Below are 12670 nucleotides of genomic sequence, written 5' to 3' on the forward strand. Positions count from 1 at the left end.
TTGGGCTTCATGATTTATCCCCATTATGTCGTTTTACAGTCCAACATTATGGGTTCAGTCCATCGGCACCGGTCCGTTAAGGCAGACGAGTGAAGTGAAGGCACCGCGTAGCGGCGCGAGGACCGCCAGCCCCGGTGCGACCCCAGACGGCGTTATCGTCAGTCGCTTAACTGACGAGTAATTTGCCATAATTGGCGGCCCGACAAGCAAGGATACGGATTTCTGGGGTGTGCATTCATGCGCACTAGCAGAAAGCCAGTCAGTTAATCCCCCAACTTCCGCCCACCTTGTGAGATTTTCTCACACCTCATCTATCTCAAATTTACATCTTGAAACACAGCCTACTAAAAGATAATAATTATCACTCTAATATCGACTCTTATTCTCACATTTGAGGTGGTGCTTTTACATGTGCTGCCATTTTGCCTGCTTTCAGTTAAAGGATTTCTGATGTCGCTTTTTACCCTCAATCGTGGCCGCGTGCTGTGTGCGCTGGCTTTAGCCCTGCCTGGAGCCACCTTCGCTGAAGAGTCCATCGTGGTAACGGCACAACCGCAAGAGAGCGCCAACTCACCGACACAAGGTTATCTCGCCACACGCAGTAGCGGCAGCAGCAAAACCGATCAGCCCTTAATCACCACGCCACAGTCGATTTCAGTGGTAACGCGACAGCAAATGGAAGACCAGGGTGCCCAGGATCTTAACCAGGCGCTCAACTACACCCCTGGCGTGTTTACCAACTTCGGTGGTGCGGCAACGCGTTACGACACTATCGCTTTACGCGGCTTCCACGGCGGCGATGTGGATAACACCTTCCTTGATGGCCTGCGCATCATGAGCGATGGCGGCAGCTTTAATATCCTGCAGGTCGATAACTGGTTCCTGGACCGCGTGGACGTGATTAAAGGCCCCTCCTCCGCGCTGTACGGCCAGACTGTACCGGGTGGATTGGTAAATCTGGTCAGCAAGCGCCCGCAGTTTGCCGAGGAGGGTCACTTCCGCCTGTCGACTGGCACCAATGCCACCAACAGCGCCGCGTTTGATTACACCAACGCCATCAACGATCAGTGGGCATTTCGTCTGACCGGCATCACGCGCAACAGTGATACCCAATATGACCATACCCGCGAAGAAAAATACGCCATTTCACCGCAGCTGATGTGGCAGCCGAGTGAAGACACCAACCTGGTGCTGCGCGCCTATCTGCAAAAAGATCCTTCCGGTGGGTATCACGGTTCCGTACCTGCAGAAGGGACGCTTTATAGCCACAATGGCCGTAAACTGAGTGACAGCTTCTATGAAGGCGACAGTGCGCTGGATCAGTTCAAACGTAATGAACAGATCTACAGCTACGACTTCTCACACCGCTTTAATGATGTGTGGTCGTTCTACTCCACCGCCAGCTATAGCCACTCGAATGTCGATCTCGATCAGGTGTATCAGATTGGTTGGGATGCCACCAACCCCGATTTGCTGACGCGTTACTATTCTGGCGAACGATCATCACTCAGCGCCTGGGCCAACGACAACCGCCTGCAGGCCGATTTTTCCACCGGTGCAGTGCAGCACCGTGTGATTTTAGGTGCGGAGTACCACCGATATAAGAACGATCTCAGCAACGCCAGCGGCTACGCCAGCTCACTGAATCCATGGACGGGCGAAGCTGTTGGCACCATGCCGGATTACAGCTGGACAGAATCGACCCGCCGCTACTATCAAACCGGGATTTATCTGCAGGATGAGTTACAGCTGGATCGCTGGCATTTGGATCTCTCTGGCCGCTATGATCGCATCGTGTCGAATAATGGCACCAGTCGCCGCCAGGATGACCATATCAGCGGTCGTGCTGCACTGCTGTACGCCTTCGACAGTGGCATCTCGCCTTATGTCAGTTGGAGTCAGGCGATCACTCCCGCCTCACTCACTGACCCGTACGGCAATCAGCTGAAACCCACCACCTCGGAACAGTATGAGGCCGGCGTGAAATACCAGCCGGTTGGCACGCGCGATATGTATTCAATTGCGTTGTATGACTTGACGCAGAATGATGTCGCCAACCGCAACGTCATCGACAGTACCTTCACCCCTTCTGGCAAAGTGCATTCGCAGGGAATTGAGCTGGAAGCGCGTAATCAGCTGACACCGCGCCTGAGCACCATCGCGGGTTACACCCTCAACCACCTGCGCTTCAAAGACTCGGTGGATGGTAACGAAGGTCATACTCCGTATGTCACCCCCAATAGCATGGCGTCCTTCTGGGGACATTATCAGTTCGATTACGGCTTGAGTGCCGGTGCCGGTGTGCGTTACATCGGTAAGCAGTGGGCGGATAATGAAAACACCACCCGTTTGCCGTCAGTGACGCTGTTTGATGCCTCGGTGCGTGCCGATCTGGGTGCCTGGAATTCACAGCTGAAAGGCGCGTGGTTGCAGGTGAATGCCAATAACCTGACCGATAAAAAGTATCTTACCGCCTGTTATGGCACTGGATACTGTTATCGCGGTGCAGAGCGTACGGTGATGGCGACAGTGGGTTATGATTTCTGATAAGACGGGAGGCCTAAAGGCCTCCCGCGCATAAAAAAACCGCACCCCATGAGGTGCGGTTTTCTTTAAATCAACGCGTGTTATCAGGCACGCACTTTGCGGTAAATCCACAACACCACAATGGCACCAATTACCGCCACCACGAAGCTGCCAAAGTTGAAACCGTCAACTTTACCGAAGCCAAACAGGGTACTGATCCAGCCGCCGACGACCGCACCGACGATACCCAACACCACAGTGATGATAAATCCGCCGCCATCTTTACCCGGCATGATCCACTTAGCGATAATCCCGGCAATCAAACCAAAAATAATCCATGAAAGAATACCCATTTACTGCTCCTTACGTTATGAATCAAGGTGTTCACTGCGATTAGTATAGCCTGGAATTTTCATTGTGCCGGGGGAGCGCAACGGTAAAATAATCGTTAGCACGCTAAAGCTTTTTTAGGCCAGGCCGATAACAAATCGGTAGCATTGGCACTCGTGATAATAACAATCGGATAAGTGGAGCAGGACGTGAAAGACGCCGATAAAGAACAATACCTCAAACGAGGCACGCTGGCAGTATTGAACGTAATGAAGGACTTGCTACGTTACCAGACCCCGCTGATGGTGAGCTTTGCGCGCGGACAGTTTATTAGCCGCTTACTGGCTGCCGACGAAGACCAGGTGATCTTCGATCTTGGCAGCAATGCGCTGGATAATGATTTAGCCTTACAGGGTGGCGAATTAAATATCGCCGCCGAAACCCAAGGAGCCAAAGTGGAATTTGGCCTGACGGGATTACAACGTGTCGAGTTCGAAGGCTTACCTGCTTTCTCCGCTCCCCTTCCGGAACTGCTGTGGCAAATACAACGCCGTGAATTCTTCCGCGTGAATGCTCCAATGGAACCGGTGTTCTATTGCCACAGTGAATGGCCAGATGGCAGCAAAGCGCGCTTCCGTTTACAGGATCTGTCGCTGGGCGGCGCAGGTGTGCTGCTGGATGGAGCGCTGCCAGAAGGCTTGAATCGTGGAGATACCTTTAAAAAACTGCGCGTGGAGCTGGGTGAATATGGCCATTTCGAGGTCACCGCACAGCTGCTGCACATCGGTGAACGCAGCACCATCACCAGCAAAAATGAAACCCGCACCACACCCCGTTTGAGCTTCCGCTTTACCACTATTGAACCGGTGCAGGAGCGTCAGTTACAACAGGTTATCTTTGCGCTGGAGCGTCTGGCGCGGGATAAGGCGAATCGTTTTCAGTGATGGGCAAAGGTCGCTTAAATGGCGTCATGCTCGTCAGTTAAGCGCCTTACAGTCGCCGTAAATGGCAACCCTACGACGATCGAACGCGGTTTTCGTAGGGTGCGCACTTGGGTTCTTCGTCCTTCAGTGAGGCTGATAACGGCATCGCGCCACCGCATCCAGCCAACCGCGATAAGTTTCCTGCATCATGACCGCCCGTTCTGTTCGCGGTTCAATCACCGAACCTCCTTGCAATGCCTGCATTTCACTGCCCTGCTGCCACCAGCCTAACAAACGCCCGGCCAGTAAGGCTGCCCCCAGCGCTGAGACTTCGGCTGTGGGAACACGTTTCAGCGGACGCTGTAACACATCGGCCTGCAACTGCATCAGCCAACCGTTCTCGGTGGCGGTGCCGTCGACACACAGCGCCGGGAGCTGCACACCGCTGGCCTGCTCCATGGCGAAAAACACATCGGCAATCTGGAACGTGATGGATTCGAGCGCCACCCGCGCCAGCACTTCGGGCGTGGCGGCATCGGTCAATCCACACACCATGCCACGCGCCTTTAAATCCCACCAGGGTGCGCCCAAGCCAGACAGCGCTGGCACAAAATAGATCCCCTGATTGTGCTCACTGCGCTGTGCCATTGCCGTCAGCTCACGCGGATCGCTGATACCGAGCATACGCCCCAGCCACGCCGCCCCTGAACCGGTGTGAGTAATATTGCCCTCAAACGCATAGCGCAAGGTGCCATCGTGCCATGCCACCGTGGTACTCAGGCCGTTTTCCGTCAGCAGTGGCGTGGCCATCGACATCATTAACGACGAACCCGTGCCGTAGGTGGCCTTCACCACTTCTTCACCGGCACTGCGCTGTGCCTGCAAAGCAGCGTGAGAATCGCCAATTCGCGACAAAATCGGCGTGCCGGGTTTCAGACCCGCAATATCATTAACCGTCACCACACCCTGCGCACTCGCGGAAGGCACAATCTGCGGCAGTGCCGCCCGTGGGATATGGAACAGCGCGAGCAGTTCATCATCCCAATCGCCGCTGTGCAGGTTATAAAGTTGGGTGCGCGCGGCGTTGGCATGGTCGGTGACAAAGGATTCACCACCGCTTAATTGCCAGCTCAACCAGCTGTCTACCGTGCCGATACACAGTTCACCGGCTTGTGCACGCGCCAGGCCATCGGGCAATGTCGCCAACATGCCGGTAAGTTTTCCTGCCGGGAACATCGGGTCGACCGCTAACCCGGTTAGACCGGTAATGCGCGGTGCTTTGCCCGCGACGCGCAGATCGCGGCAAAACGCTTCGGAGCGGCGATCTTGCCAACTCACCAGCGGTGTCAGCGACTGCCCATCCGCACGCTGCCAAATCAGCACCGATTCGCGCTGGTTGCTGATGGCTACAGCCGCCACCTCCGCCCCGGCACACTGAGCCAGACAACTTTCAATCGCCTGTTTTACGGCATGCCAGATGGCTCGCGGATCTTGCTCCGCCAGACCCGGCTGCGGGTGCGCCAGCGTTAACGGCTGGCTGCCACGTGCCACTACCTGACCTGCACCATTCACCGCAATCGCTTTGGCGTTGGTGGTACCTTCATCAATTGCCAGTATTAACGGTCCCGCCATGTTTATGCTCCTGCCACCATGCCCACTGCGCTATTCACTACGCTGGCGGCATCAATTCCGTGATGCGCCCGCGTCGAGGCGCGATCGCCCGCTATCGCATACTGCCCATCCGGGATGCCCAAACGCTGCAACGGAATACCACAGCCACCTTCCGCCAGCACTTCGGCCACCAGGCTACCGACACCACCGTTAACGTTATGCTCTTCTACGGTTATCACCGCGGAGTAATGATTTAGCAGCTCTCGCAGCCGTTGGGTATCACAAGGGCGAATCGATGGAATGGCGATCACACCTGCGTTGATGCCCTGCTCTTTAAGCTGCTCTGCAGCCTCAACCACCTCGTGTACCGTCGAACCCATCGCCACCAGCGCAATCTCTTTGCCTTCGCGCAGAACATCAATTTGTCCTGGACGGAACTGGTAGTTTTCATCGTGCAGTTGCGGCAGGTCTTTACCATCCAGACGGATATAGACCGGCCCAACGTGTGCCAGGGCGTACTCGATGATTTGCCGGCACTCTAGCGGACAGGATGGTGCATAAATTTCGATATTGCCGAAGCCGCGCATCACCGCAATGTCATCAATACTGTGGTGGGTACTGGCCAGCGGACCATAGCTGGCACCGGCATTCAGGCCAAACAGTTTGACGTTGGTGTTGTTGTAGCAAACATCGACTTTGACCTGCTCATTCGCACGGGAAATCAGGAAAGGTGCGGCGTTGCAGGTCACCGCCACTTTGCCACCAATCGCCAGGCCTGCCGCCGTGCCGACCAGGGTTTGCTCAGCGATGCCAACGTTGATCAGTCGATCGGGGAATGCCTTGATAAAAGGCGCAATTTTGGCGGTTGAGGTGGAATCTGCCACCACCGGGACTAAATCGACACCCCGATTCACCGCATCGATAAAGGCTTCCACCATCACCGTCGCCAGATGTTTTGCATTACTCATCTTTCAATTCCTCCAGTGCCAATGCGATCTCTTCCCCTTTAGGTACACGGTGATGCCACTCCGGCTTGCCTTGAATAAAGGAGATGCCAAAGCCCTTCTCGGTATGCGCCACAATCACCTGCGGCTTGCCATTGCGTGGCAGGCTCTCTATGGTTTCCACCACCGATGCCATATCGTTACCGTTGCATTCGGTGACCTCTAAACCAAAGGCACGCCATTTATCCGGTAGCGGATCGGTATTCATGATGTCGCGCGTATGGCCCGCCAGTTGCAGCTTGTTCTTGTCGTTGATGATCACCAGGTTATCGAGGCCGTAATGCGCCGCCACCAGTGCGGCTTCCCAGTTACTGCCCTCTGCCAGTTCACCGTCGCCCGTCACCACAAAAATACGGCGATTGCTGTTGTCCTTCTTCGCCGCCAGCGCAATGCCCACCGCAACCGGTAAGCCATGCCCGAGCGCGCCGGTGTTTAACTCCACGCCTGGCGTTTTCTGCCGTACCGGATGGCCAGGCAGATGTGAGTCAGAGTGCTGATACGTCGGCAGCCACTCGGTTGGGAAATAGCCCGCCTCAGCCAGCACGCAGTAATAGCCGCCCACCGCATGACCTTTCGACTGGATATAGATGTCGCGCTGCGGATCGTTAGTGCGATCCGGCGCGCAGTTGAGAATGCGGAAATAGAGTGCGGTGAGGATCTCTACCTGAGAGAGATCGGCCCCGGTGTGGCCGCCTGCCGGGCTACCCGCATTAAGCTGGATAATACGGCGGCGTACGGCTCGCGCTTTCGCTGCCAGATCGGCTACCGAATATTTGAAAGGATTCATAGACACCTCTGAATTTTCAAGCGTTATTGAATATATATTCAATCTGGATAAAAAAAGAGGGAGCAAGCAAGTGTGGCTCGCTCCCAACCGATTAACCTTTGGTATCAGCCTCCTCGATCAGCGCCTTTTGCGCTACAACGGCGGCCTTCTGCTGCATACGGCTCTGCATTTGGTCGATGATCACCGCCACAATGATCACGATGCCCTTGATCACCATCTGCCAGAATTCACTGACGCCCATCATGATCAACCCGTCGGCAAGGAACCCGATGACGAATGCCCCCACCAGTGTACCTAAGATGGTGCCGCGACCGCCTGCGAGTGAAGTGCCTCCCAGTACCACCGCAGCGATGGCGTTCATTTCAAACGAGGTGCCGTTAGCCGGATGGCTGGCCACAAGTTGTGAAGAGACCACGATGCCGGCAATGGCAGCGCAGAAACCGGAGATGGTGTAGACCCAGATTTTCACCGACTTCACTTTGACGCCCGAAAGTTCAGCCGCCCGCTCGTTGTCACCAATCGCATACACCTGGCGACCAAAAGGCAAGCGCCGTGCGACATAAGCAATCACCAGCGCCAGCACCACCATCATCCAGATGGCCCACGGCAGGCCGAGAAAATAGCCCGCGCCAATTTTGTCAAAGCCGGTATTGCCAAGTAACTGATTGCCCTGCAAGCCCGGGAAAGTCTCACCGCCAGAAGTCAGCATCGCCGCACCACGCAGGATGTACATGGTGCCCAGCGTGCAGATAAACGGTGCCACATTGTATTTGGTGATAATCCAGCCGTTGACCGCACCAATCAGCCCACCAATCACTAACACCAGCGGCACAATCACCCAGACACTGGGGAAAATGGCGATGCCAAACATCGGCAGGACAATCCCTTTGGTAATCAGCCAACCGGCAATCATGCCGCACAGCCCGAGTGTCGCTCCGATCGAAAGATCAATTCCGGCGGTGATGATGACAAAAGTGATGCCCAGCGCCAGAAAGGCATTGATGGCGATATGTTTCACCATGATCACCATGCTACCCACCGCGAGGAAATCCGGCACCGTGATGGCAAAGAAGCCAACAATCAGAAACAGCGCGATAAAGGTACGCAGTTTGAGCAGCAGCAGAATCAAGCCTTCGCGTGAGTTAAAGGCTTTACCTGGTGTCGCGAGCGCCATGGCGCCTTGATTTTTCATGTTCAGAATCCTTGTGCGCTTGCTTTCACCAGCGCCGCTTCTTCCGCTTCTGCTCGCGGGAGATCGGCGGTTAATTTGCCGCCAGACATCACCAGGATGCGATCGGCGACAGCCATAATTTCTTTCAGATCGGAAGTGGAAAACACCACCGCAATGCCCTGCTCTGATAACCGCACCATCATGCGGAACACCTCGGCTTTGGCCCCCACGTCAATGCCGCGACTGGGTTCATCCAACAGCAGCAAACGCGGATTGGTGAGCAAAGAGCGACCAATCACCACCTTCTGCTGGTTGCCGCCGCTCAAGGCGCTGATGGCGACATCAGGCGAGGAGATTTTAATCGCCAGATTGCCAACCGTACTGGTGACGGCCTCGCGCTCTGCCTGTTCAGAGATCACTGTACGGTGAGATAAACGCCGCCACAGGCTGGCGATGGTGAGATTGCTGGCCACTGACGACACCGGAAAAATGCCCGCCCGCTTGCGGTCTTCTGGCACCAGACTCATGCCCATGCGGATGCGTTCGGCGGTAGGCAGGCGCGTCGGCAAGGGTTTGCTGTCCAGCCACAGTTTGCCGAGATAGTTGCGCTGGCTGCCGAGCAGGCACTCAAATAATTCGGTACGCCCGGCACCCATCAAGCCATAAATGCCGACGATCTCCCCTGCACGCACGTTGAAGCTGACATCGTCCACCAGCGTATTGCCATTGGGACTGACGCAGGTGATGTGCTCAGCCTCCAGCACCGCGGCACCAAACTGGCGGTTCGGCGGCAGGAAATTACTGACCGGTTCGCTGCCGAGCATCTCGCGCACGATCCACGGCACATCAATATCGCTGACCTTGGCCTCCGCCTGAAAACGGCCATCACGTAGGATGGTAATCACATCGCCAATTGCCATCAGCTCTTCCAGCCGATGTGAGATATAGATGATGGAGACACCCTGACGCGTCAGTTCGCGGATCACCCGGAACAGGATTTCGACTTCGGTTTTGCTCAACGCAGAGGTCGGTTCGTCGAGGATGAGAATGTCAGCGTTTTCCGCCAGCGCTTTGGCAATTTCGACCAACTGCTGCTGGCCGACTTTCAGGTTGCCCACCGTCTCATCCGGCGAAATCGGTTGGTCGAGACGTTGCAGTAAGGCGGCGGTACGACGCTTCTGTTCTGCCTCATTGATCGGGCTGATACCGCGCTGGATCTCGCGACCCAGAAAAATATTCTCCGCCACGCTGAGGTTTTCAAACAGGTTAAGTTCCTGATGCACCATACCGATGCCGTGGCGGGCCGCATCACGCGTGCTGCTAAACGTGACCTTCTGCCCATTAAGGAACATCTCTCCGCTGGTGGGTTGCTGTACCCCCGCCAGGATTTTCATCAGCGTCGATTTTCCCGCGCCGTTTTCACCGATAATGACGTTCACTTTGCCGCGCCATACGCGGTAATCCACCCGATCCAGCGCCAGTGTGCCAGGGAACAGCATCGACATCTGGTTCGCCTGCAAGATGATTTCATCGCTCATCATGGATTCCCCTGCTGCAACTGAATCGCTACCACGTCATCCACCTGGTTTGGTTTCATACTGACCGCCAGCAGCGCCTGCACGGGTTTGCCCACCCAGCTCGCATCTACCGCAGGTAACTGCTGCACGGCATGGCGGTTCAGCGCTTTGGTCAGCTGCGCGTACTGCACCTGGTTGGTAAACTCCTCGAAGCGGAATCCGGCCGCATCACGAATCGCATTGCTGCGCAGCACCGGGCCAATCAGCACCTGAACCGGCTTGCCGTTGATGGTCATGGTTAAACTGCGCTCACGATCGTTACTGTTATCAAACGCCGTCACGGTTCCAGCCGCACGCACAAACACACTTTCACTGGTGCCGGCTTTCACGGTATGGCTTTTGGTTTCCATGTCCGCCCAGCTCAGTGCCTGTTTTTCTGCCGGTTGTTGCACGCGACTGGCCCAACTGGATTCGGCAATTTGCTGCGGGGTTTGATCGCTGTAGCCCGGTTTCGCGTTAGGATCTTTCGGCATGATGGGATTGCCATTAGCATCGAGATCCACCACGGTGCAGGCGGTTAACACCAGCGTCATCAGCGCAACCACTAGCCCGCCAGCTGTTTTTCCCTTCATGCCGACCTCCGTCTTATTTCGCCAGGTTGAAGTTTTTCAGCTTTGAGGCGTTGCTGTCGTCAATCAGCACGCAGTCCATCAGCTGCTTCTCTTCTTTCTGCGCTTTGCCGTTTTTCAGGTAGTAATCCACCTGCTCAACGGCCATTTGCGCCTGGGCCCAACCCGGCTGCAGCACAGTGGCTTTGATGTTGCCTTTATTGAGGATGGAATCACGGGTGTAATCACTGCCGTCGAAGCCCACCACGATGACGTTGGTTTTACCGGCCGCTTTCAGCGCGGCTTCAGCACCGAGCGCCATGGTGTCGTTGCCAGAAATCACGCCGACGATATCGGGGTTTTTCTGCAGAATGGTTTCCATACGGCTGAAGGCTTCGGTCTGGCTCCAGTTGGCACTCTGCTGAGCCACCATTTTCATGTCTGGATAATCATCCAGCACGTCGTGATAGCCCTGAGAACGCACGCCCGCATTGGTATCAGACTCTTTCCCCAGTAATTCAACGTAGGTGCCTTTGCCTTTTAACAGCTTGGCGAACTTCTCTGCGCCGAGCTGTGCACCCTGATAGTTGTTGGAGACGATCTGCGCCACGGCGACGCCGGTTTTGTTGATCTCACGGTCAATCAGGAAGGTCGGGATACCCGCGTCTTTAGCTTTCTGTACCGGACCCACGGTGGCGTCAGCGCCGGCATTATCCAGAATGATCGCTTTGGCTTTACGCGCAATCGCGGTTTCGATCAGTTGGTTCTGCTTATTCACGTCATCATCGTGTGAAGCCACCAGCGTGGCGTAACCGAGCGCTTTGGCTTTTTCCTGCGCGCCATCCGCTTCGGCTTTAAAGAAGGGGTTGTCGTGTGAGGGAGTGATGATGGCGATCAAGCCTTTATCTGCAGCCAGTGTCGCCGCCGATGCCAACATCATTGAAGCCAGTAGGGTAACTTTCAGGACAGATGCTTTCATTGATTTTTCTCCGCTTGAATATATATTCAATTGCGATTTTATATGCATAATGACTATGCGCTGGCTTATCGAGCACGTCCATCACCCGATCCTGAAAAAGCGAAAACGATCACAAAATGTTCTGCGTTGTTATTTATGACAGGCTGATTAACAATACCAGGCAGCTTAAGAGAGAGAAAAAACCATGGCAAAACAGGACGAACAGCGGCTGATGGTGAAAATCGCCACGCTTTATTATGTGGAAGGCATGAAGCAGTCCGACATTGCGCACTTGCTGAAGCTGTCGCAATCCTTTGTCTCACGCATCCTGAACCGCAGCGTGAAAGAAGGCGTGGTGAAGATCAGCGTGGTGCCGCCCGCTAATGTGTTTCCCGAACTGGAGAAAGCCATTGAGCAGCAGTATCAGCTGCCGCAGGTGATCGTGGTGGATGTGCCGGATCAGGCTTCGGCGTTGCAAATCAAGCAATCCATCGGCTCGGCCGCCGCGCACTATCTGGAAACCCGTGTGCGCGCGGATGAGTTGATTGGTATTTCGTCATGGAGCGGCACGATTCGCGCGATGGTTGATGCCCTGCATCCACTGAGTGCGCCCTGCAAAGGCGTGATTCAGTTATTGGGCGGTGTGGGTGCAAACGGCAACGTACAGGCCACGATTCTGACGCAGAATCTGGCTGCGCTGCTGGATTGCCCGGCGTGGTTGCTGCCTTCGCAGTCAATTGAGCATTCAGTACAGGATCGTCAACGTCTATCGGTGAACCCCGACGTGGCGGTGGTGCTGGAGAAATTTGATCAGGTGGACTTAGCGATTGTCGGCATTGGCGATCTGGAGCCATCTGCGTTGCTGCGTAATTCTGGCAACTATTACGATCAAGAGATGTTACGCACGCTAGCGGAACGCGGTGCCGTGGGCGACATCTGCCTGCATTATTTTGATGCGGATGGAAAACCAGTGTTAAGTGCGGAGGAAGATCCGGTGATTGGCATGGAGCTGGCTCAGGTGAAACAGTGTTCTCAGGTGGTGGCGCTGGCGGGAGGCAAAGAGAAAGCGCAAGCTATTCGCGGCGCCTTGCGTGGCGGCTACGTCAAAGTGTTGATTGTGGATTACCCCACGGCGCGGCTGTTGGTGGATTGATACGGCCAGGCGGGTCGTTATTGCTTTCGTGCGATGATTGACTGGTCGCCATAAATGGCGACCCTACAGTGTGTGGTGTGCT

11 protein-coding genes are annotated in these 12670 nt (G+C 55.3%); 3 read left to right on the forward strand and 8 right to left on the reverse strand.

Going from position 1 to position 12670, the window contains the following annotated elements:
* Positions 1-450: 450 nt before the first annotated feature.
* Positions 451-2547 carry a TonB-dependent siderophore receptor gene (locus ACPUC8_RS04050; RefSeq protein ID WP_039330599.1) on the forward strand — a complete coding sequence of 699 codons (2097 nt, stop codon included), beginning with the start codon at positions 451-453 and terminating at the stop codon, positions 2545-2547.
* Between the two features lie 83 nt (positions 2548-2630).
* Here the strand turns inward: ACPUC8_RS04050 and ACPUC8_RS04055 are convergent, their stop codons facing one another.
* A complete protein-coding gene (locus ACPUC8_RS04055; RefSeq protein WP_039330600.1) occupies positions 2631-2879 on the reverse strand; it encodes a GlsB/YeaQ/YmgE family stress response membrane protein in 249 nt (82 codons plus the stop codon).
* A 186-nt stretch (positions 2880-3065) separates the two neighbouring features.
* On the opposite strand from ACPUC8_RS04055, the gene ACPUC8_RS04060 reads away from it, so the two are divergent.
* Complete coding sequence (locus tag ACPUC8_RS04060; protein ID WP_494925616.1) at positions 3066-3800, forward strand: flagellar brake protein; 735 nt, start codon at positions 3066-3068, stop codon at positions 3798-3800.
* Between the two features lie 123 nt (positions 3801-3923).
* Here ACPUC8_RS04060 and ACPUC8_RS04065 read toward each other — a convergent pair whose 3' ends face one another.
* From ACPUC8_RS04065 to ACPUC8_RS04095, 7 genes are all read right to left on the reverse strand, one after another.
* Positions 3924-5411 (reverse strand): FGGY family carbohydrate kinase, encoded by a 1488-nt coding sequence (locus ACPUC8_RS04065; RefSeq protein WP_494925617.1) that lies wholly within the window; start codon positions 5409-5411, stop codon positions 3924-3926.
* A gap of 2 nt (positions 5412-5413) precedes the next feature.
* A complete protein-coding gene (locus ACPUC8_RS04070; RefSeq protein ID WP_039330603.1) occupies positions 5414-6358 on the reverse strand; it encodes a transketolase family protein in 945 nt (314 codons plus the stop codon).
* Entirely contained in the window at positions 6351-7181 is an 831-nt protein-coding gene (locus ACPUC8_RS04075; protein WP_039330604.1) for a transketolase, read from the reverse strand. Before ACPUC8_RS04075 ends, ACPUC8_RS04070 begins: the two co-directional genes overlap by 8 nt.
* Positions 7182-7272: 91 nt before the next feature.
* The gene (locus tag ACPUC8_RS04080) at positions 7273-8373 is read right to left on the reverse strand and encodes an ABC transporter permease (RefSeq protein WP_039330605.1); all 1101 of its coding nucleotides are present in this window, start codon (positions 8371-8373) and stop codon (positions 7273-7275) included.
* Between the two features lie 2 nt (positions 8374-8375).
* Positions 8376-9890, reverse strand: a complete 1515-nt coding sequence (locus ACPUC8_RS04085) for a sugar ABC transporter ATP-binding protein (protein WP_283227775.1) — start codon at positions 9888-9890, stop codon at positions 8376-8378.
* A complete protein-coding gene (locus ACPUC8_RS04090) occupies positions 9890-10501 on the reverse strand; it encodes a DUF2291 family protein (RefSeq protein WP_058973914.1) in 612 nt (203 codons plus the stop codon). The genes ACPUC8_RS04085 and ACPUC8_RS04090 overlap by 1 nt, the downstream gene beginning before the upstream one ends.
* Positions 10502-10514: 13 nt before the next feature.
* Positions 10515-11456 carry a D-ribose ABC transporter substrate-binding protein gene (locus ACPUC8_RS04095; protein WP_494925618.1) on the reverse strand — a complete coding sequence of 314 codons (942 nt, stop codon included), beginning with the start codon at positions 11454-11456 and terminating at the stop codon, positions 10515-10517.
* A gap of 184 nt (positions 11457-11640) precedes the next feature.
* Here ACPUC8_RS04095 and ACPUC8_RS04100 point away from each other — a divergent pair, with 184 nt between their 5' ends.
* Complete coding sequence (locus ACPUC8_RS04100; protein ID WP_039330607.1) at positions 11641-12588, forward strand: sugar-binding transcriptional regulator; 948 nt, start codon at positions 11641-11643, stop codon at positions 12586-12588.
* Positions 12589-12670 lie beyond the last annotated feature (82 nt).

The sequence above is a fragment of the Pantoea sp. CFCC18177 genome, from assembly GCF_059412425.1.